Raw genomic sequence first — 19564 nt, 5'->3', positions numbered from 1 at the left:
ACGAAAAGACTAACGGTTGATTAATTATTTTCCGGATTCAGTTTATTCAAAAACAAAAAAGAAGCGACTCCTGAAATAGCAGAAAAAGTGATACTTAAGATGAAGCTGCCGATAACATATTGCAGCAGATTGTTTTTGATCAGTTCAAAATTTAAATCCTGGCTTAGGATATTGCTGTCACCACTTACAAAGGGTGCACCAAGAAACAGAGAAGCTGCAATAATAAAAGGAATAAACGGGGGAAGACTGACGTTGGAGGCTATAAATGCCAGGACCTTGTTCAGCTTAAAAAGAACGGACAGAGAGATGACAAGCAATGTGTGAAATCCCCAGAAAGGAGAAAACCCTATAAAAACGCCGAGAGCGATTGAAAACGCTTTTGTACGGTTGCTGCCGTCACTTTCCAGGACATCCTCCTTTAAAAACCTTTTAAAGCTTTTTTTTTTGAAATTATTCACGAAGTTTCTCGGAATAATGTAAAGCAGTGTTATAACCACTAAAATAGTATTCAGAATACTGATGCGCGTGAAATCTTTAAAAGGCCTGAAATGTGAAACCCGTTCTGCCGGGTCATACAAAACTTTTATCGGGACATTTTTTACAGGAACATGCCTCCAGGCTGTCCTTACAATAATCTCGATTTCAAATTCAAATTTTGGGGTGAAATATTTCTTCGGAATTTTCAGTAAAGGATATAATCTATAGCCGGATTGGGTGTCCTCAAGTTTTATTCCGGTCTCAAACCAGAACCAGAAATTCGAGAACCTGTTCCCGAAACTGCTTTTTTTAGGAATTCCGTCCTGCTCCATATTCCGGTTACCAATCAGAAGTACATCCTTATCTTCTTTAAGCAGCGCTTCTACAAATACAGGAATATCATCGGGATAATGCTGCCCGTCAGAATCAATGGTGATGGCATAGTGATAGCCCAGTTCTTTTGCCTTTCTGAAACCTGTTTTAAGCCCGTTTCCCTTTCCTTTGTTCTCAGGCAGAGAGATCACGGTTATCTGGGAGTATTGGGCTAATATTTGTGGAGTAGTATCTGTAGACCCGTCATTAACTGCAATAATGCTATCGGTGTAGTCCAGAACACCGTCTATCACTCTTTTCAGAGTTTTTTCATTGTTGTAAGTAGGTATTAAAATACAGATTTTCTTTTCAGAAATTGCATTTTGTACTTCAGGAAGGGTCATTGTTTTATTTTATAGTAGCTCTTTCAGTATCTGTAAAGGACTTGGACTGCATCGCAAACTTTTTTACATAACTTTTCAGGGTTGCGTTCTGCTTACTGTAGTTATTGATAAGGAAGGCTTTATCATCTTTCATGCTGCCTCTGTACCCCACTATTTTCGGGATATTTTCCTGAACGCTCAACCTGATCACTCGAAGTTCTATATTATTCGGATTATTTTTGATAATGCTTTCAAGGCTGGTAGCACCATTTTTTACAAGAGCTTTCCTGTTGTTTTTGGTAATCTTTGCTTCCATGATCTTTGCAGCAGCTTTATAGGCGCTGGTTACGGCATCCGAACCGGATTGTTTTTCTGCAAGATTGATGAATGCTTCTGTATTGGCATTAGACTGGTTAGCTTTTGCGTAGCTGCTTCTTAGGGCTTCTAAATCACTTTGAAAGAAAAAAATAAAAGCAGTTATGAGGGATAAGAAAAGTTTCATGAAAGTATTTTTTTATAGCTTACAGACATTTTTAATGCAATAGTCTCGCCAAAAGAGGTTGCATTTTTTACTTTAACATCCTCTTCATCTTCAGTAATATCCAGCTGAAGCTTCAAATCCGGGGTTTCATAAGGATTGATAATAGCCATAAATTTTACATTCGAAGCTGTTTTTAAGAATAACTTAGAGCCGGTGAATTCTTCCGTCAGCTCTTTTACGATCTGCATCATACAGACACCAGGCGTTACCGGATTACCCGGAAAATGGCCTTTAAAAATATCATGATCTTTATTCAGATGAATATAAGCGGTAAAACTTCCGTTTTCTGCCTTTTCATAAGATTCTAAAATATAAAAGTCTGTAAGGATGGTCTGCATGATCTTATTTTTTCAGATTAAATGTATAATAAAGCCCTGTCTGGAAAACAACATTAGAATGATTTCTATTGTAGCTGTCCACAGGGATAAAGCCTTTTTTTACCCTGGCTTCGATACCAAAGTTTTTAGTAATGTCATACCCTAAGCCTGCTGTAATTCCCAGGTCGATCTCGTTTTCAGGATCAAAATTCTTTTTGTCTACCACAAATTCCAAAGTAGGCCCAACATGTACATTGAACTGGTTGAAATAGAATTTATTGATAAGCTGCAATCCCAGATAAGATACAGAAAGCGTTTTCCCGTCCCAGTTGTTCACATTTGTGCTTATTTTAGCTCCCTGCCTGGAATAATTGATCTCCGGCTGTAAAGCATAAAACTTGGCGAGACGGATATTTCCTATAAAGCCGATATAAAAATCTGTTTTCGTTTTATAATCCAGATAAGGCTCAGCAGCGTTGGGAAATTCTTCCAGATAATAATAATTGAATTCTTCACTGTTCGAAAAATGGGAAAAATTGGCTCCCGCTCTGATTCCCGGAGTAAAAGTTACCTGTGAAAAAGACAGGCTCGAAATAAAGGCTGTGACTAAAAATAGAATTTTTTTCATGTTAATTCTGTTCGGTTTCGGTTATTTGAAATAGTTTTATATTGATCTTAAAATCCTTATGTTGCAGGTTTAAGCTATCCGCGAAGATATGTTTTTTTGCCTCAAAAGTAAAATCGATTTTTTCCTTATTGTTTTTTGTGTACACAATTTCCTTTAACAGTCCGTTTTCTTTATTGAAGAACAGATAATAGGCTTTATGATCAGCCTTTGACAGATAAATTTTAGAATCGTCATTTTCAAACGATTCACTCACCGGGTATTGTTTTTTCAGCAATTCGCGGAAGTCATTTTTTAAAAAATTGATAACGATCTTTTTATCCAGATCCGGCAGAACATAATTCAGTTTAAAATTATTCTCAGAGATCTCGAAATCAATTAATTTATTTCCAAAATCTGAAGTCATAGCTACACGGTGAGTTGTTTCATTAAGCTTTTTAATGATCAGAATACCACTTACATGATTCTTATAAATGTCCATCTGGCATTTATAAACATAATCTTCATGAGAAGAAAAATATAAATTTTCAACTGTTTTTTGAGAACTCTGAATCGGTTTTGCGTCTGTAAGTTTGTAGCTTTTGCAGGAAACAAGCAGCAAAACAAGGAGACTACAAACTAAACTCTGAAGCTGCGATCGTTGCATTGATCCTGGTATTTTTGAAAACAATATTGGTAGTATCCCCCGAAGCTTCCGTCATATTTACCTGCGAAACCGTAGACTGATTTTTAGGAAAATGCAACTCGATCTGTTTGATGTATTTTAACAGCTGAGCCGATTTTGGGATAAATTTTGCCACATTGGAGCTTCCGTTTTTGTAATAGGAAACAGTAAATTCAGGATCGCTGAACATTTTCCCGTTTGAGCTTCCTACAATCAGCTTATTGATCTTTTCAAATGTCTTACTCTTGGCATCAACAGATGACTTCTTGCCCTGATCGTTGATGAAAATTTTATTGTCCTTAAAGACAATGCTGTACTGGTACGGTTTTGTGTATTTCCAGCTTAGCATATTCGGAGTTTTCAATGACATTTTCCCGTAAGTGACAATGTTTTTATCCAGAAAATCCATTTTTTTGGTCTGGGTGAAATCACTTTGCATTGTTTTGATTTGCTGGGTTTCAGAAGAAACTTTGGTGACAAATGCTTTTGCTTCTGCTCCTGACATCGCAGTCATCTGTGCAGAAATGAAGCCTGAAATTAATAAAAATGCCCCAAAAGCAATATTTTTAATCATTTTTCTTTGATTTTGTAATTGAATCGACCGTAAAAGTCGAATATTTTTTTTCCTTTAAAAATAACAATAAATCGGCCAATACGTGATAAGTCTTTTCAGAAGTGTCGTGCAGAAGGATGATACTTCCTTTTTTCAGCCCTTTTGTTATTCTTTTATAGATCTTCTTTTTATCATCTATTACCATATCCAGTGAACGGACATTCCAGCCTATGCTTTTTTTATGGGTTCTTTTAATAGCTTTGGCTATACTTGGATTGGTAACACCGAAAGGAGGCCGGTATAAATCAGTTTTTATATTCCCGGCTTTTGCCATTATTTCATCACATTTTTCGATTTCCTCTGTCATTTTTGAAGCAGATAAGAAACCTGTATTGTTGGAATGGGAAAAAGTGTGATTTCCGACGGTATGCCCTTCAGCAATAATTCTTTGAAATGTTTCAGGATATTTTTCGATCTGTTTTCCGATGCAAAAAAAGGTAGCTTTCACCTGATGTTCTTTTAGCAGATCTAAAAAACGAGGGGTAAGTTCAGTTGGTCCGTCATCAAAAGTCAGGGCAACTTCATTGATTTTCGTTCTTTTATGAGTAATGCTGTTGACAAAATATCCAAGCTCTATATCAAAAGATCCCCAGGCTACAACTGCAGAAAATGCCAGGAAACAAGCTACATAAACCCAAAAACTCCCATGAAATGCATAAATAAATGCATTGCAGAAAAGATAAAATAGAATGAATGGGTAATGCTTCATCTTTTGTTATTTTGAATTTTGGTAATAACAAATTTACAAATTCATTCTTACCCTTTCACCTTAAGCTCTTTCCAACAGCATAAGACTGTGATCGCTTCCTGCCAGATGATTATAAAGAAGAATATTTTTAATTTCTGTCTTTTTCTCTGAATTGATCATCATAATTTCCGGAATCTGCTGTTCTTTCAGAATATGACAGGCCATAAAGGTGGAAAACCCACTTGCCGTATTGAATTCTCCGCTCAGATGTTTGTAATACAGCAAAGCTGAATTTTGAAATGCCTCCATTGCTTTTGTATAGTACGTATCAGATGCTGCATCGCTGCTGAAACCTAAGATCACCACGTCAATGTCTTCATGTTTCAAATCATTTTTGGCTAAAAAATCTGTTATAAAAGATGGTGTTTCTTCCAGATCCAATCTGTTGATCATCTGAATGTCTTTGAGTTGAGCGTAAGAATTTTCAGTTTTATCTTCTCCTAAAACAAAGAAAGCCGCACCTTCACCCCAGATCACACCATCCGTCTCCGAATGTAAATAATCAGCAGGAAGATCCTTTTCTTTTTTTATAGTATTGTTTAGGCAGTAAAGCTCCATAGTTCTGTTAGTCTGCTCATCTGCAGCACCTACAAGAACATTGTCAGCTTCGCCATCATTAATCTGAAGTTTGGCATCCAGGAATGAAAATTCCAGAGATGAAGAGGTATTGACATAGGTGAAATTGTACGCATGGCACTGAAGTCCAAGCGCAATCTGCCCTGCAACGGTATTATGAGTAGACTGAATAAAGAATGTTGGAGTTAAAAACTCTTCCCTGTTTTCAATGACATTTTTCAGAAACTTTTCAGAATCCTGTGAACATCCCATCCCGGTTCCCACAATAATGGCGTCCGGCTGTCCAATTCCGGCTTCCTTTAAAGCATAATGCGAAGCTACGGAGCTCATTTTTACAGCCTTAGACATTCTTCTGCTCATCGCAGGCGGAATGAATTCTTTATAATTAGGTTCTACAGCTTTTAAAATCTGAGCAGATTGATCAACCTTAAGATCCTGGAAGAAATTTTCTTTTAAAGTGTCCTGTACTGAGATACAGGATGCACTGTTGATGTAAACTGCACTCATGATTTTGAGAAAATTAAGGTAGAACAGTTGCCGCCGAATCCGAATGAATTGGAAAGAACATGGTTTATATTTTTCTCCTTCAATTCTGTAACCGGAGTTAAATCAAATTCTGCCATTTTCGTTTTGAAATTCAGGTTCGGGAAAATCACGCTATGCTGCATTGCCAAAATAGAAAATACCGCTTCAATTCCCGCCGCTGCTGCCAGAGTATGCCCGGTAAAAGCCTTGGTGGAACTGAATTCAGGAACATTATTTTCACCGAAAATCCTGATCATGGCAACTCCTTCTGAAAGATCATTATTAGGAGTAGCGGTTCCGTGAACATTGATATAATCGATATCTTCTTTTGCCAGGCCGGATACTTTAAATGCCTGCTGCATAGCCAGAAATGCACCTTGTCCGTTTTCTGATGACGCAGTCTGGTGATGGGCATCATTTGCATTACCATAACCGGAAAGATAAGCGAGTACTTTTTTATTTTCTTTTTTCACGATTTCATCAGACTCCAGAACGATAAAAGCAGCAGCTTCTCCCAGATTCAGACCTTTTCTGTCGTTATCAAAAGGAGTATTGTAAGAATCTGTAAGGATCATCAGGGTATTGAACCCGTTTAAAGTAAATTTTGAAAGCGAATCCGTTCCTCCTACGATAACACGGTCCAAAACTCCGCTTTTAATCAGTTTGACTCCCATCATAATAGCATTGGCAGCCGAAGAGCATGCCGTACTGATCGTAGAAACCATGCCTTTTAAGCCCAGATAATCAGCAATTGCTAATGAGGAATTTCCCGCATCATGAGCATCGATGTATTTTTGCTTTTCAGGAAAGTCTTCGTAGGAGTAGAAATACCTTTCAGTGATATCCATGCCAGCAACACTGGTGGAAGAGATCAGTCCGGTTTTGTATTCATTAATATTTGAAATCCCGGCAGATTCTACTGCTTCTCTTGCGGCAATCATGCCCAATAAAGATGTTCTCGTCACATTATTGTCTTCAGGCAGCTGAAGTTTCCGGACAAGCTCTTCATTAGACCATTTTATCTCGCCTGTTTTTATGGATCCGGCATGGCGGGTTTCAAACATTTTAATGTCTGAAATTCCGTGTTTTCCGGATTTTAACGAAATAAAATTTTCCTCTACGTTGTTTCCGATAGAGGAAATGATGCCCATTCCTGTTATGGCAATTTTTCGACTCATTTTATTTTATAATGTAATGTATCAATCTACCAGTTACCAATATTATTACACTGGTAGATTGATACATCGCTAGATTGAATACATTACTTTGTTCTGTTCTCTTCAATAAATGCAGCCATTGTATCGATAGACTGGAAAATTTCCTTTCCTTTTTTAGGATCGGCTAATTTTATTCCATAGTCTTTATCAAGCAGAACAATCAGTTCCAGAGCATCGATAGAATCAAGGCCCAAACCACCTCCGAATAACGGATCCGTATCTTTGATCTCTTCTACAGAAACATCTTCAAGGTTAAGGACTTCAATAATTTTGTGTTTCAATTCTGTTTTTAAGTTTTCCATAATTATTTTAATTAATGCAGCAATTTATCAATTTACCAGTGTAACAATGATCAGATTGTAAGGATTGTTACATTGCCAGACTGTTGTATTGTTACATTTATGTTATTACATTTTTTATAAGGTTAGCAAATATACAAAAGCTTTGTAATTTTCCTGATAAAGTTCTGTCCAACCACAAAGAACTTTTTCCGCTTTTCCGGATAACAAGATTTGTTCCGCATAGTCGGTTAAAAAATTTTCATCAAATTCATCTAAAACGAAAAAAGCATTCTCTGTCTGCATTTTATGTCTGATACTGATCTCACCTACACATATGTTAGGCAGGGTATAGACAAATACAGCAGGGCTTGGGAAATAATTTTCCTGCGAATTGATGCTTTCCTGGTATTTAAAATCTGTGTCCAGGCTTGATGACCTATTGGCCAGAACCACTGCGGTCCTGCTGTGGTCTTCATTATTTAAAATCATTTCTGCAGCGAGAAAAGCAAGCTTGCTCAGATTATCCATTTTATGAAACTTGGGGTAATTGAGTTCTAGGCTTTTATAGGCATCTTTTGCAAAGTCGTGAAATGTTTCCGCCTGGCTTTCAAAAACAGGATTTCCGTTAACGGTTATTTTTGAATGTTCTATAATACAGCTTTCAGTTTTCTTCATCATTCTCATTTTAACATTTTTCTAAAACAATAGCCGCATTGCATCCGCCAAAGCCTGAAGCTGTTTTTAAGATATATTGAATTATTGCAGAATGGTTTTCTTGAATAATATTCAAAGGTTGAGAAATTCCCATTTCCTCAAAATTTTTAGACGGAATCAGAATCCCGTGACGGGCGCTTTCCATAGATATAATGCTTTCGAGAAGTCCGGATGCACCGAGACAGTGTCCGTAATAACCCTTCATGCTGTTTAATGGGGCATTTTGAAGCTCCATTCTGTTGAAAGCAATCGCTTCCATTTCGTCATTGTAGATTGTGGCGGTTCCATGGGCAGAAATAAAATCAATCTTTTCCGATGTGACGTTTGCTTCTATCATTGCATTTTTTATACTGGCATACAGCCCGTCTCCTGTTCTGGAAGGTCCGGAAATATGATTGGCATCATTTACTGCGGAATCTCCTGAGATTTTAAACCTAAACTTTTCGTTTTCGTTCAAGATAGAAGTAATATAGACCGCTGCTGTGGCTTCTCCGATATTGATTCCGTTTCTGTTTTTATCATAAGGCTTGCAGGGCTCTGGTCCAATGGCCTGGAAAGAATTGAATCCGGAAATGACAAACTCCGAAACCTCATCGCCGGCAATCACAAAAGCATCTTTATATTTCCCTGCCTGGATCATACTTTTAGCAACAGCAATCGCCATTACTCCTGAAACGCAGGCGTTGGAAACCACGATGGGTTTTGTTTTAAACCCAAAATAATCAGTAATTTTCTGTGCTAAATTTGAAAGATAGACACCTTCCGGTAATTCCGTCTGATTTTTTAATAAACTGATGTTTCCTTTGGTTGTTGATAAAATAAAAGCGGTTTCTTCTGTAATTTCATGCTTTTCAACCAGAGGTTTAAGGCTCAGAAGAAACATTTTCTCCAGTCTTGTAAAATCCGGGCTGTCGAAATTATTTTTAAATTCTTCCTCCAGCTTTTCAGTATTTATAATTGAGGCGTAAAAAGCTTCCTGGCTTTTGACAACTTTATGTAATGCTACGCCTGATTTCCCTTCCACCAGATTATTCCAGTTGGAAGAAACATCAAATCCTAAAGGAGTAACGCAGTTATAATCTGTAATATAAGTTTCCTTCTTCATTATAATCCCATTTTATCTTTCCATGCCTGAAAAAATTCAGGATTATACAGGCATAAACTTCCGTTGCCGTCTAAGAACACCTGAATGGTTTCTCCACTGCATACCAATTGATGTTCCTGGTTGAAAAGCTCATAAGTATAGATCAATTTTGCGGATGCTGAATTGACAAAAGTGGTGACAATCTTAAATGTTTCACCATACTTTAATGGCAGAAAATGCTCACATGTACTTTTTACGATAGGCGTCACGTAGCCTTCTCTCTGAATATCAAGATAGGTCAGGCCGTGTTCTCTTCCGAAAGCTTCTCTTCCGTCTTCAAAATATACAATGTAATGCCCATGCCAGACAATGCCCAGCGGATCTGTCTCATTGAATCTTACCCTTACTTCTTCCGTACAGGTTAATATGTTTTCTTTAGACTGCATTTTGTTTTCGTTCGTAAAAAATAGAAATAGCTACCATGGCAATATAGAATGCAAAAAGGAATGCGAGTTCTTTAGCAATTCCTCCGATACCGCTGTTTCTTAAAATAATATCATAATAAGCATTCAGTCCCCAGTTCATAGGAGAGAACTTGGCTACAGTCTGCATAAATTCAGGCATTAAGAATACGGGAACCCATATTCCTCCGATCGCGGCCAATACCACTACTGAAGTGGCTCCAAAAGGAGCAGACTGTTCCTGGGTGTCGGCAATTGTTCCCAATAAAACACCAAATCCGATGGCTGCCAGTCCTGAAAATAAGGTGACCGCAAGAAGATGGAACATTTTTCCAGAGACATCAAATGCCGGAAGATCCATATATGGGAAAAGATAGATACCTACGGCTACCATCAGTAAAAACTGAATAATACAGATGATCAGATAAGTGAATGTTTTCCCCAGAATATGAACAAAATAAGGGGTAGGGCTGATTCTTGCTCTTACGCTTGTGCCCTGGCTTTTTTCTTTAACTAAATTAATAGAAAGTGGAACTACAATGAAGAAGATCGCAAAAAGTGTCCAAGCAGGGACATTGTGCTGAACAGAGTTCGGCATCACATCCATAGTTCCTTTTTTCGGGGTGATTTCTTTGAAGCTGATGAGGTTTTTGTTCTCCTCAAGGTTCTGCTCAGTTCCCAGCTGATCCTGAAATGCTTTGTAAATCTTCTTATTTTCGATCTCAAAGATCATTTTATTCACGGAATTCATGACTGAGTTTTTAAATCCTGCATTGGTAGCCGGATCAAAGTACAGATGAATTTCTTTTGCTCTCACAGCTGTTTTTTTAACGGCTGCAGAATCTCCTTCCAATCCAAACGAGCTTACTATCGTCTGAACTTTGGAATCAATATTTGAATTTAAATCTTTCGTTAAATTTTCAGGAATAACGATGGCCATCTGGTAATCTCCGGAAAATACGGCTTCCTGTGCAGATTTTTCGTTATAATTGGTTAGCAGCTGGAATGTTTTACTGGTTTCCAGTTCCTGTTTTATACTTTTTGAGACCTCAGATTTGTCATTGTCAATGAAAATAATCGGAATTTTCGAGCCTTCCAGGTTTTTGAAAGTAGAATCCTGAATTAAAGTAATCGTTACAATTAACAGCAACGGCATGACGAAAATAATGACAATTCCCCCAATATCTCTCTTCAGGAGAAGGATTTCCTTCACGAAGCTTCTCCAAAGTTTATACAACAACATCTCTTAGTTCTTTTCCTGTTAATGATATGAAAACGTCTTCCAGGTTTTCAGCGTTTGCGATTTGTGACACCAATTCTTCCGGTGTTCCTATGGCATGGATTCTTCCCCGGTCGATAATAGCAATCTTTGTACAGAATTCTTCCGCTTCGGAAAGGTGGTGAGAGGTGTAAATGATACACGTTCCGTTTTTATTCAGCTCCTGCAGGAAGTCGATGATTACCTTTTTAGACTGAACGTCAACACCTACGGTCGGTTCATCCAGAAACAATACCTTCGGATTGTGAAGCGTTCCCGCGATAAGGTTGCAGCGGCGTTTCATTCCTCCGGAAAACTGTTCTACCTGTTTATCTGCAAACTTAGAAAGGCCCATGATCTCTAAGGATTCATCGATTACTTTTTTAAGTTCTTTATGTTTTAAACCGTACAGACTTCCATAAAACATTAAGTTTTCTTTAGCAGTAAGGGTGGGATAAAGCGCATATTCCTGAGGGACGATGCCAATAATCTGTTTGATTTTAAAGCTGTCCTTATGAGGAGACAGACCGTTGATGGTAAACTGCCCCGAAGTGGGTTTGATCAAGCCTGAAAGCATAGAGATCAAGGTGGTTTTTCCGGCTCCGTTCGGGCCAAGAATTCCATAGATCTCGTTTTTTTCTATATTCAGCGAGATGTCGTTGACAGAAAACTCTTCGGAGTTTTTATATTTTTTATAGAGATTTTTAATCTCAATCATATGTTCTGCCATATCAGATTGCTTTTCTCAGTTTTTTATAAAAAGCTTCTTCCAGGTCAGCAATGTGAAGCATGGATTTTGAAAGGTTGTTGTAGATGTCGCTTTTCGAGTTTCTGTTTTTGTAAACACGGGCAATATCCACGGCAAAGTCTCTCCATAAATCACCGATGGCGGTAATCTCTTTTGAAAGCTCTTTTAATTCATCATTTTTAAGAATTACTGAGGCTTCCTGAAGAAATGCACCATAAATAAATCGGAAGCCACCTCCGCCTGTACCGATCTCCTCCTGCATTCTGATCAGCTGGCCGAGATAGTGGTTGGTCACTTTAGTTCCTTTCTTTTCAGCCCATTTGGGAATGCTTCTGGCTACCCATCTCATAGCTTTTACACCGATAAGCGGAACCGGAGCCAGCATATTTTTACAGGTATCTTTAATTCCTTTTCTGATGGCTTCTTCAATATTCACATTTTCCGGAATGTAAGTAGGGTAATACATATGTCCTTTCGGTGGTAGTGCACCTTTGGCATATCTTACCTTTTCCAGTTCAGCTTCTGAAAGGGTAGTGGTATAATCCATTACCGGGTCGCTGATCAGGAATCTCCCGTCCTCTTTTCCATATACCACAAGATTGTGGGCATTGAAGTGGAATTTATATTCTTCAGGGAAATAGGTAAGGTTAAAGACACCTACCTGAAGGCCTGTAGGAATATTCTGATTTAAGTTTCTTTCTAAAGCGGACTGTGCCTCTTTAGGATTGGAAAATTTTTCTCTTTTGATTTTAATCCCCAAACGTTTTGCGGCTTTGCTGAAAATAGCACCTGGCATTGGTCTATAGCTAAAGCCCGGAGCGAAATTCACTTTCAAAAACGGCAGATAGACAAAAAACAGTCCGGAACCGATCCCGAAGATCATTGGTTCACTCAGCTTTAAGCCTTTATTAAGTAACAGATTGGAGGCAACACCGTTTTCGCAATGTGCGGTCTGATGGTGTTCGAAGTTAAGTTTCATTTGCTGCTTTTATTCTTTTTCATTGGCGAAATGAAATTCTGCATATATCTTTATGCTTCATTTCTTTATTTTTTTCCGTCAAAGTTCTTTAATTCATCCACTGAGATCCCGAATGCATCTGCATATTTTTTCAGTACGGATTGGTTTAGTGTTTTAAATACTTTTGGTTTTGCGTGTCTTCTCACTCTCCACTGCCACATTCCGACATAGGAAGCGAGAACACCTAAGTCCATTTTATTCAATTCCATGAAATAAATAATAGGACTTACTAAATTATTGGCAACATTTTGTCTGGCCTCCTCAATTCTTTCATGAATAAGTTCCATGGATTCATCAAGGGCCGCTTTTTTAGCTTCCCAGCCAATGCTGTTTGCCGTTGTATAATTATCATTTTCGTCCGTCACATACAAGACTTCGGTCATGTTTGCTGACTTCAGATTACTTTCATCCTGAGGCAGGTCTTGTTTTTTCATGTAAACCGTATTATTCTTTTTAATCAGTTGGCTAAAATAGTGAAAATACATTATATGTAAATCATATTACATTATAATGCCAGAACGGGCTTTATTTAAAGATAATTTCAAATTTTAATATAAAAAAAACATAATCCGCAGTTTACTGTAACAAGTGCATGATGAATGTAGACTTATTAGATTCTATGAAATTTGATTTAAATAAATAAAACTTATGAAGAAATTTTTTATTTCTGTTTCACTTTTCTGCATGCTGCATGCTATGGCGCAGAAATTTGATACTCAAAAGGTAACGGACAGCCAGGGATATACTTACGAAACCGTTAAGAATGACCAGTCCGGTGTCAGGGTATATACCTTGAAGAACGGACTGAAGGTTTATCTGGCAAAGAATGATGATGCCCCGAGAATTCAAACTTATATTCCGGTAAGAACGGGATCTAATAACGACCCAAGCGACAATACAGGTCTTGCACATTATCTTGAGCATATGGTTTTTAAAGGAACTTCTCATCTGGGAACTCAGGACTGGGCAAAAGAAAAAGCATTGCTGCAGCAGATCTCCGACCTTTACGAGCAACACAAAGCAGAAAAGGATCCTGAGAAGAAAAAACTGCTCTATAAGAAAATAGATGAGGTTTCTCAGGAAGCTTCCAAGTATGCAATTGCCAATGAATATGATAAAGCAATCTCTTCATTGGGAGCAACGGGAACGAATGCCCACACATGGCTTGATGAAACAGTTTATAAGAACAATATCCCATCCAACGAGCTTGAAAAATGGCTGAAAGTGGAAAAAGAACGTTTTTCTGAACTGGTATTGCGCCTTTTCCATACCGAATTGGAAGCTGTATATGAAGAATATAACAGAGCCCAGGATAACGACGGCCGTCTTGTAAACTATGCAATGATGGAAGCACTTTTTCCAAAGCATCCGAACGGACAACAGACAACGATTGGGACTTCAGAACACCTGAAAAGTCCTTCAATGGTTGCTATTCATAAGTATTTTGATACATATTATGTACCTAATAATATGGCTGTTGTTTTGGTAGGAGACCTGGATTTTGATAAAACCATTAAAATGGTAGATCAGTATTTTGGATCGTTCAAGTACAAAGAGCTGCCAATGAAAAAAATGGTGTCGGAACAGCCGATGGAAAGTATTGTGACGAGAACAGTTAAAAGCCCGAGCACACCGAGAATGACTCTGGCCTGGAGATCAGATTCCAATGGAACTCAGAATGCGAGATTGGCAGATGTGGTTGCGGAAATCTTAAGTAACAGTGGAGATGCAGGTCTGATAGATCTGAATATGAATCAAACGCAAAAAGTATTAGGTGCAGGAGCTTATGAATCGGCTTTTAAAACTTATGGTGCTTTTACCATGTCTGTAACTCCGAAAGAGGGACAGAGCTTTGATGATGCTAAAAAGCTATTGCTGGATCAGTTGGATTTAGTGAAAAAAGGACAGTTCCCGGATTGGATGCTGAAAGCGATCGTCAATGATAAGAAAGTACAGCGTATGAAGGCGTGGGAAACTGCTGACGGCTTGGCTACAACCCTGTATGGAACTTATATTAATGAGAGAACATGGCAGGAGGAATTAGATGACATTAATCAATATGAAAAAATTACAAAAGCAGATGTTATCAAGTTTGCAAATGAATTTTTCAAAGATAACTATGTGGTCGTTTATAAAGAAAAAGGAGTGAATGATAAACTTGTTCGTGTACAGAATCCGGGAATTACGCCGATTAAGCTGAACAGAGAAGCGCAGTCTCCTTTCCTTAAAGATATTTTAAGCAGTAAAGTAGGTGAGACCAAGCCGGAATTTATCGATTATAAAGCAGCGATCCAGACTTCCCAGATTAAAGATAAGAAGGTAAGCTTTGTAAAGAATAAATATAATGACGTAGCACAGATCAGCTATATTTTCCCTTTCGGAACGGATAATGACAAAGAGCTTTCGGTTGCGGTGACTCTTTTTGAATATCTGGGAACGGATAAATATACTCCTGAGCAGCTGAAAGGTGAATTTTATAAGCTGGGAATCTCTTACAGTTTCAGAACATCCAACGATCAGGTAATCATTACGTTGAGCGGTCTTGAAGCTAATATGAAGAAAGGTGCTGAACTGATGAATCACTGGCTTACGAATGTAAAAGCAGACAAAGAGACCTATGCAAAGACTGTAAAAACCATATTGGAGGCAAGAGCTGCCGGTAAAAAGGATAAAACAAGAATCATGGCTGCTCTTACGAACTATGCTAAATACGGAAAGAATTCCAGAATGACGGATATTGTTTCCAAAGAACGTCTTGAGAGCATTGATGCAACTGAACTGACTAAGAAAATCAAAGTACTGAATCAGTCCCCGTATGAGATCTTCCTTTACGGACAGAATCAGTCAGGTTTAGAAAAAGCAGTTAAGCCATATATTGCAGAAACCAGCGTTCAGCCGGCAAAAGCTAAGGAATATCCGGAGCCTGCTGCGGAAGGAAAAGTATATTTCACAAACTATGACATGGTTCAGATGGAAATGTCTAAAGTAGCCAAAGGAGGTAATGTGGACTTGAGTAACTTCGGAAAAGCGAATGTTTTCAATGAGTATTTTGGAAGAGGTCTGTCTTCTATCGTCTTCCAGGAAATCAGAGAAAGTAAGTCACTGGCTTATTCTGCTTATGTTTCTTATGCGAATGCAACAGAGAAAGGACATGCGAACTATATCACGAATTATATAGGAACTCAGGCTAATAAACTTCCATTAGCAGTAAATGCGATGAATGATCTTATGGCATCCCTGCCACAGATTCCTGCACAGTTTGAGAATTCAAAAGGTTCAGCATTGAAGCAGATTGCATCCAACAGAATCAACAGAACAAGTATTTTCTTTAACCAGATGGCACTGAAAAAGCTTGGCGTTGATTATGATATCAGAAAAGATATTTATTCTGAAATTCAAGGGCTGACGCTGCCACAGCTTACCAGTTTCTATGATACTGAGATCAAGCCCGTAAAATACAATACAGCGATCATCGGTAAAAAAGAAAACCTGAATATGGAATCCATCAATAAAATGGGAACATTCCAGGAGGTATCTCTTGAAGAGATCTTCGGGTACTAACCTTTATGAAACCAATTTTTTAAGCGGGGCAGTGATGCTCCGCTTTTTTGTTTAAATTAATCTGAAAGCAGCTTTATTTCCTCTTGGTGTAATTCAGTTTCACCAGCAAATATATTTCTGTTTTCTCAAGATCATTACACCATGTCCGCTCTGACACTACAGCATTTTCGTAGAGATAAAGATCTTCCATATTATTGACATATTCCAGTCTTTCGGATGTCCGGTACTTAAAAAATGAAATAAGGTTCACTTCATCACCAACCTGTGGAGCAACCGGAAATTCAACAGAATTTTCAAAATCGAATTCAATGTCATACGAATAGAATCTTACCTTTACGCTCATAATATATTTTATTTCATCAAATATATCGAAAAATAAAGGGGATAAACTATGAGGTATTTTGCTTAATAAGTGTATAAAGAAAAAACCAACCCGGATAAGGGCTGGTTTGATATTTTTAAATAAATGATTCTTAAGATTTCACTTCCTGGATAAACAGATTGATCTCTGCTCTGATCAGCAATTCATCATTACTGAAGGTCTCGCAGAAAATATTACAGATATTTTCATACTGGGAGATCAGTGATGCCTTTGAAATGATCTTATCTCCTGTTTTTGGAAGGGCAAATACTTCAATTTTTTTGATGTTGGTAATAAATCCGATTACTTTTGTGTCTGCGTCTATATTTTCGAAGAAGCTCTGTCCCAGAATAGATGAGCAGGTCTGGGCAAGATTTTCAATCAGGCCGGCTTCTGCCAACTCATTGTTGTGGACAAAGATATTATCCTCTTTTATCTCAAAGGAAGTCACAACCTTTTCTTTGGTCAATTCCAGAATATAATCTGCCATCAGCATCGGTACGCGGTGCGGCAGAAAGTTATGCATATTGATGAGGTGCTCTTCCTTGATTTCCATTACATTTATTTTACGGCAGTTTTCATTTGGGATTTTGCAATGATCAAGCCATTCAGCTTCGTGACAATATCCACCAGCGTTACTCCCATCACTTCATTAAGGATGGTTACTTCCGAGATCAGCCGGTCTCCTGCTTTAGGCAGGGTTTCCGCATCAAAAGATTTAATGGCTCCGATATATCCGGTAGGAGCCTCTTTTCCTAAAAGATAATATTTGTAGCCTGTATGTAAAGCAACGCTCTGTGCCTGATGTTCGATAAGGCCGGAAGCCTGGAAAATTCCATCCTGAAGAAAAAGATTATCTTCTTTTATTTCAAATCCTGAAACAAGTTGATCATCAGAGTATTCCGTAAGCTCATGAACCATGACGAACGGAAAACGCTGCGGGATAAGGCTTTCCACAAAATCCTGATCAGATGTCGGCAGTTGGTGTTTCATTAGCAAACTGTTAATAAGGCACAAGAGTAGGCGAACCTTCCACTTTCAGGAACACATAACAATACCTTCTCACCTTTTTTCAGTGTTCCGGAATTCATTAATTCTTCCAGTGCGATGAAAATAGAGCCAGCCCCGATGTTTCCTACTTCAGAAAGGTTATAGAACCACTTTTCTGCAGGGAAATCCATACCTTTTTTAGCAAACTCCTCTCTTAAACCGTCTTTAAAGTAACCTGAAGAAATATGGGCCAGGACGTGATCTATTTTCGCCGGGTCCAGATTATGTTTATCAAAAGAAGATCTTAAGCTTTCTGCTCCTTTTACAAGAATATATTTATCCAGGATTTTAGTGTCCTGCTTAATAGCAAAGATTGATTCTTTCAGCCATTCATCGGACGGGTAGTCTGCCCATGATTTAAGGCTTCCGTCTTCCTGCTTATCACATCCTGCATACATACAGGCTTCGATTTCGTGAGCGTAAGAATAAAAATCAATGAATTCTATTTTTAAATTGATTCCGTTTTCTCTGGGCTTATTTTGAAGAAGGAATGCCCCGGCTCCGTCAGAAAGCATCCATCTCAGGAATTCTCTCTTAAAGGCAATGATAGGTCTTTCTTCCAGTAATTTTAAGTTTTCTGCTTCATGGTTGAATTTGTCTGCGGTCATCCAGGCAGACATTCTTTCTGAGCCTACACAAACAGCATTATCCTGTACACCGGCTTTTACGGAAAGGAATCCGTAGTTCAGTGCATTCATTCCTGAGTTGCAAAGACCTGTAGCGGTATTAATTTCAATAGATTTTCCAATATTCAGCTCGCCATGAACCATAGAAGCATGTGAAGGCTGCATCTGGTCCGGAGAAGTGGTTCCTACAGACAACAGCTTCATATCTTCCTTTTTGAAATTCTCATCGAACAATCCTTCAACAGCTTTTGCTGTAATCTGTGCATTGGTATGGGTAGGATTTCCTTCTTTATCCAAAGCATAGTATCTTGTTGTGATCTTGTTATTTCTTAAAATCAATGATTTTGCTTTAGAGGGAGCGCCGTTTATCAGACCAAGATAAGTCTCCATTTCATCATTTGATACCGGGTTATTGGGTAAGTATGTTGATGCTTTTGTTATAAATACGTCGTACATTCTATTTTAAATTAATTCCTTGTAAATATGTTTTTTGTTTTTGTCTTTTAGACCAAAATATAGGGGTTGTCAGTAAGTGTAAAACTAAGACGACAGGTGAAATAATCCATATCGCAGCCATCAAATATACCTTAAAGAATTTTATCAGCAATGGGCGTTTCTCTTTTTTCTTAATAATAAGGTTGGACCATACGGTGAAGATCTTGTTGCCCACTTTTTCTACTCTTACTAAGAAAGGGCGGATTTCTACAGCGCCGTTCTTTACCAGATCAGGCTGAAGACCGGACAGGTTTCCGCTGCTGAAATGCTTTTCTATAATGTTTCCATACTTTACAGAGCCCGAAATTTCTTCATCCGAAATCCCTGCAGCAGGAAGCATTCCTGATTTTTCTTTCTGTCCTGTAGTCAGCCAGCGTAAGATCGTCAGTACACTTGTGTAATTGTCATGTCTGTCTACTAAAGCGATATTTCCTACCAGTTTAGCCCCAAGGTCTCTTAAATATACCTTAAGTTTTTCCTGAGAAAGCATCCACATATTTCTGGTTCCTGAAACCGTAACCACATCTGTGTCTTTCAGAATTTTTTCTGCAAAACCACTCTTTAGGAATGAAATGACAGGGATAGATGGTGTAAGATACCATACCTGATATCCGAATAAAATGAGGTCGTACTTTTTATTCAGGATCTCCTCAGAAGGCGGGAAGATCTCTTTGGGGATCTGGAGATAAGATTCGGGAAAAGTATTGAAAAAAACGTCACCCGGCCAAGGAAACGGAAAATCCTCCTTCAGCTGAATATTATAATAGGTAACGTCATATTCCTCCTTTTTGGCTTCAAAAGGTTGGGCCATATTCTTCACAATGTCCTCCAGCTGGCCGGTTTGCGAATAATAAATGATGAGTATGTTTTTTTTCATTAATATTCTTTAGCGGTTACAAAAATATGCTT

General features: G+C 38.1%; 23 protein-coding genes. 1 reads left to right on the top strand and 22 read right to left on the bottom strand.

Features of this window, described 5'->3' with window-relative positions:
• Window positions 1-20: 20 nt before the first annotated feature.
• From ACMGDK_RS12720 to DarG, 17 genes are all read right to left on the bottom strand, one after another.
• Entirely contained in the window at window positions 21-1193 is a 1173-nt protein-coding gene (locus ACMGDK_RS12720; RefSeq protein ID WP_436808306.1) for a DUF2062 domain-containing protein, read from the bottom strand.
• Window positions 1194-1197: 4 nt separating this feature from the next.
• On the bottom strand, window positions 1198-1674 hold the full coding sequence (locus ACMGDK_RS12715; RefSeq protein WP_223557680.1) for a restriction endonuclease subunit S domain-containing protein: 477 nt from the start codon (window positions 1672-1674) through the stop codon (window positions 1198-1200).
• On the bottom strand, window positions 1671-2051 hold the full coding sequence (locus ACMGDK_RS12710) for an ApeI family dehydratase (protein WP_436808305.1): 381 nt from the start codon (window positions 2049-2051) through the stop codon (window positions 1671-1673). Before ACMGDK_RS12710 ends, ACMGDK_RS12715 begins: the two co-directional genes overlap by 4 nt.
• Window positions 2052-2055: 4 nt before the next feature.
• Entirely contained in the window at window positions 2056-2658 is a 603-nt protein-coding gene (locus tag ACMGDK_RS12705; protein ID WP_436808304.1) for a porin family protein, read from the bottom strand.
• A 1-nt stretch (window position 2659) separates the two neighbouring features.
• Window positions 2660-3301, bottom strand: coding sequence for a flexirubin biosynthesis protein LolB2 (gene lolB2, locus ACMGDK_RS12700; protein ID WP_436808303.1), 642 nt, complete (start codon window positions 3299-3301; stop codon window positions 2660-2662).
• Window positions 3267-3893, bottom strand: a complete 627-nt coding sequence (gene lolA2, locus ACMGDK_RS12695) for a flexirubin biosynthesis/transport protein LolA2 (protein ID WP_436808302.1) — start codon at window positions 3891-3893, stop codon at window positions 3267-3269. The genes lolB2 and lolA2 overlap by 35 nt, the downstream gene beginning before the upstream one ends.
• Entirely contained in the window at window positions 3886-4641 is a 756-nt protein-coding gene (locus ACMGDK_RS12690; RefSeq protein ID WP_436808301.1) for a polysaccharide deacetylase family protein, read from the bottom strand. Before ACMGDK_RS12690 ends, lolA2 begins: the two co-directional genes overlap by 8 nt.
• Window positions 4642-4701: 60 nt before the next feature.
• A complete protein-coding gene (locus ACMGDK_RS12685; RefSeq protein WP_436808300.1) occupies window positions 4702-5763 on the bottom strand; it encodes a beta-ketoacyl synthase N-terminal-like domain-containing protein in 1062 nt (353 codons plus the stop codon).
• Window positions 5760-6959, bottom strand: coding sequence for a beta-ketoacyl-[acyl-carrier-protein] synthase family protein (locus ACMGDK_RS12680; RefSeq protein WP_436808299.1), 1200 nt, complete (start codon window positions 6957-6959; stop codon window positions 5760-5762). Before ACMGDK_RS12680 ends, ACMGDK_RS12685 begins: the two co-directional genes overlap by 4 nt.
• Window positions 6960-7042: 83 nt before the next feature.
• The gene (locus ACMGDK_RS12675) at window positions 7043-7300 is read right to left on the bottom strand and encodes a phosphopantetheine-binding protein (protein WP_111958661.1); all 258 of its coding nucleotides are present in this window, start codon (window positions 7298-7300) and stop codon (window positions 7043-7045) included.
• Window positions 7301-7414: 114 nt separating this feature from the next.
• Window positions 7415-7957: a 3-oxoacyl-ACP synthase gene (locus ACMGDK_RS12670; RefSeq protein ID WP_436808298.1), complete on the bottom strand. Its 543-nt coding sequence runs from the start codon at window positions 7955-7957 to the stop codon at window positions 7415-7417.
• A 7-nt stretch (window positions 7958-7964) separates the two neighbouring features.
• Window positions 7965-9098 carry a beta-ketoacyl synthase N-terminal-like domain-containing protein gene (locus tag ACMGDK_RS12665; protein WP_436808297.1) on the bottom strand — a complete coding sequence of 378 codons (1134 nt, stop codon included), beginning with the start codon at window positions 9096-9098 and terminating at the stop codon, window positions 7965-7967.
• Entirely contained in the window at window positions 9098-9523 is a 426-nt protein-coding gene (locus tag ACMGDK_RS12660) for an acyl-CoA thioesterase (protein WP_436808296.1), read from the bottom strand. The genes ACMGDK_RS12665 and ACMGDK_RS12660 overlap by 1 nt, the downstream gene beginning before the upstream one ends.
• Window positions 9513-10781 (bottom strand): ABC transporter permease, encoded by a 1269-nt coding sequence (locus tag ACMGDK_RS12655; RefSeq protein ID WP_436808295.1) that lies wholly within the window; start codon window positions 10779-10781, stop codon window positions 9513-9515. The genes ACMGDK_RS12660 and ACMGDK_RS12655 overlap by 11 nt, the downstream gene beginning before the upstream one ends.
• A complete protein-coding gene (locus ACMGDK_RS12650; protein ID WP_436808294.1) occupies window positions 10768-11526 on the bottom strand; it encodes an ABC transporter ATP-binding protein in 759 nt (252 codons plus the stop codon). Before ACMGDK_RS12650 ends, ACMGDK_RS12655 begins: the two co-directional genes overlap by 14 nt.
• Window position 11527: 1 nt before the next feature.
• Window positions 11528-12523 (bottom strand): BtrH-related acyltransferase DarH, encoded by a 996-nt coding sequence (gene darH, locus ACMGDK_RS12645; protein WP_436808293.1) that lies wholly within the window; start codon window positions 12521-12523, stop codon window positions 11528-11530.
• Between the two features lie 65 nt (window positions 12524-12588).
• Complete coding sequence (gene DarG, locus ACMGDK_RS12640) at window positions 12589-12996, bottom strand: flexirubin biosynthesis protein DarG (protein WP_436808292.1); 408 nt, start codon at window positions 12994-12996, stop codon at window positions 12589-12591.
• 214 nt (window positions 12997-13210) lie between these two features.
• Here DarG and ACMGDK_RS12635 point away from each other — a divergent pair, with 214 nt between their 5' ends.
• Complete coding sequence (locus ACMGDK_RS12635) at window positions 13211-16123, top strand: M16 family metallopeptidase (RefSeq protein WP_436808291.1); 2913 nt, start codon at window positions 13211-13213, stop codon at window positions 16121-16123.
• A 73-nt stretch (window positions 16124-16196) separates the two neighbouring features.
• Here ACMGDK_RS12635 and ACMGDK_RS12630 read toward each other — a convergent pair whose 3' ends face one another.
• The 5 genes from ACMGDK_RS12630 to ACMGDK_RS12610 form a co-directional block, all read right to left on the bottom strand.
• On the bottom strand, window positions 16197-16466 hold the full coding sequence (locus ACMGDK_RS12630; protein ID WP_223557668.1) for a hypothetical protein: 270 nt from the start codon (window positions 16464-16466) through the stop codon (window positions 16197-16199).
• A 130-nt stretch (window positions 16467-16596) separates the two neighbouring features.
• Entirely contained in the window at window positions 16597-17040 is a 444-nt protein-coding gene (locus tag ACMGDK_RS12625; protein WP_436808290.1) for a hotdog family protein, read from the bottom strand.
• Window positions 17041-17045: 5 nt separating this feature from the next.
• Entirely contained in the window at window positions 17046-17477 is a 432-nt protein-coding gene (locus tag ACMGDK_RS12620; protein WP_436808289.1) for a hotdog family protein, read from the bottom strand.
• The gene (darB, locus tag ACMGDK_RS12615) at window positions 17477-18616 is read right to left on the bottom strand and encodes a dialkylresorcinol biosynthesis protein DarB (RefSeq protein ID WP_436808288.1); all 1140 of its coding nucleotides are present in this window, start codon (window positions 18614-18616) and stop codon (window positions 17477-17479) included. The genes ACMGDK_RS12620 and darB overlap by 1 nt, the downstream gene beginning before the upstream one ends.
• Window position 18617: 1 nt before the next feature.
• Window positions 18618-19532, bottom strand: coding sequence for an EVE domain-containing protein (locus ACMGDK_RS12610; protein ID WP_436808287.1), 915 nt, complete (start codon window positions 19530-19532; stop codon window positions 18618-18620).
• Window positions 19533-19564: the final 32 nt, after the last annotated feature.

It is taken from the genome of Chryseobacterium hilariae, assembly GCF_051400735.1.
Taxonomy (GTDB): domain Bacteria; phylum Bacteroidota; class Bacteroidia; order Flavobacteriales; family Weeksellaceae; genus Chryseobacterium.
The sequence above is the reverse complement of the archived record's forward strand: the minus strand, read 5'-3'. Positions and strand labels throughout refer to the sequence as shown.

Bases quoted from the DNA above. Each gene is read 5' to 3' on its own strand.
- ACMGDK_RS12710 (WP_436808305.1), bottom strand. From the start codon at position 2,051: ATGCAGACCATCCTTACAGACTTTTATATTTTAGAATCTTATGAAAAG.
- ACMGDK_RS12630 (WP_223557668.1), bottom strand. From the start codon at position 16,466: ATGAGCGTAAAGGTAAGATTCTATTCGTATGACATTGAATTCGATTTT.
- ACMGDK_RS12635 (WP_436808291.1), top strand. From the start codon at position 13,211: ATGAAGAAATTTTTTATTTCTGTTTCACTTTTCTGCATGCTGCATGCT.
- DarG (WP_436808292.1), bottom strand. From the start codon at position 12,996: ATGAAAAAACAAGACCTGCCTCAGGATGAAAGTAATCTGAAGTCAGCA.
- ACMGDK_RS12625 (WP_436808290.1), bottom strand. From the start codon at position 17,040: ATGGAAATCAAGGAAGAGCACCTCATCAATATGCATAACTTTCTGCCG.
- ACMGDK_RS12685 (WP_436808300.1), bottom strand. From the start codon at position 5,763: ATGAGTGCAGTTTACATCAACAGTGCATCCTGTATCTCAGTACAGGAC.
- ACMGDK_RS12665 (WP_436808297.1), bottom strand. From the start codon at position 9,098: ATGAAGAAGGAAACTTATATTACAGATTATAACTGCGTTACTCCTTTA.
- ACMGDK_RS12610 (WP_436808287.1), bottom strand. From the start codon at position 19,532: ATGAAAAAAAACATACTCATCATTTATTATTCGCAAACCGGCCAGCTG.
- ACMGDK_RS12670 (WP_436808298.1), bottom strand. From the start codon at position 7,957: ATGATGAAGAAAACTGAAAGCTGTATTATAGAACATTCAAAAATAACC.
- ACMGDK_RS12620 (WP_436808289.1), bottom strand. From the start codon at position 17,477: ATGAAACACCAACTGCCGACATCTGATCAGGATTTTGTGGAAAGCCTT.
- darB (WP_436808288.1), bottom strand. From the start codon at position 18,616: ATGTACGACGTATTTATAACAAAAGCATCAACATACTTACCCAATAAC.
- ACMGDK_RS12705 (WP_436808304.1), bottom strand. From the start codon at position 2,658: ATGAAAAAAATTCTATTTTTAGTCACAGCCTTTATTTCGAGCCTGTCT.
- lolA2 (WP_436808302.1), bottom strand. From the start codon at position 3,893: ATGATTAAAAATATTGCTTTTGGGGCATTTTTATTAATTTCAGGCTTC.
- ACMGDK_RS12660 (WP_436808296.1), bottom strand. From the start codon at position 9,523: ATGCAGTCTAAAGAAAACATATTAACCTGTACGGAAGAAGTAAGGGTA.
- ACMGDK_RS12680 (WP_436808299.1), bottom strand. From the start codon at position 6,959: ATGAGTCGAAAAATTGCCATAACAGGAATGGGCATCATTTCCTCTATC.
- ACMGDK_RS12675 (WP_111958661.1), bottom strand. From the start codon at position 7,300: ATGGAAAACTTAAAAACAGAATTGAAACACAAAATTATTGAAGTCCTT.
- ACMGDK_RS12650 (WP_436808294.1), bottom strand. From the start codon at position 11,526: ATGGCAGAACATATGATTGAGATTAAAAATCTCTATAAAAAATATAAA.
- ACMGDK_RS12715 (WP_223557680.1), bottom strand. From the start codon at position 1,674: ATGAAACTTTTCTTATCCCTCATAACTGCTTTTATTTTTTTCTTTCAA.
- ACMGDK_RS12720 (WP_436808306.1), bottom strand. From the start codon at position 1,193: ATGACCCTTCCTGAAGTACAAAATGCAATTTCTGAAAAGAAAATCTGT.
- darH (WP_436808293.1), bottom strand. From the start codon at position 12,523: ATGAAACTTAACTTCGAACACCATCAGACCGCACATTGCGAAAACGGT.
- lolB2 (WP_436808303.1), bottom strand. From the start codon at position 3,301: ATGCAACGATCGCAGCTTCAGAGTTTAGTTTGTAGTCTCCTTGTTTTG.
- ACMGDK_RS12655 (WP_436808295.1), bottom strand. From the start codon at position 10,781: ATGTTGTTGTATAAACTTTGGAGAAGCTTCGTGAAGGAAATCCTTCTC.
- ACMGDK_RS12690 (WP_436808301.1), bottom strand. From the start codon at position 4,641: ATGAAGCATTACCCATTCATTCTATTTTATCTTTTCTGCAATGCATTT.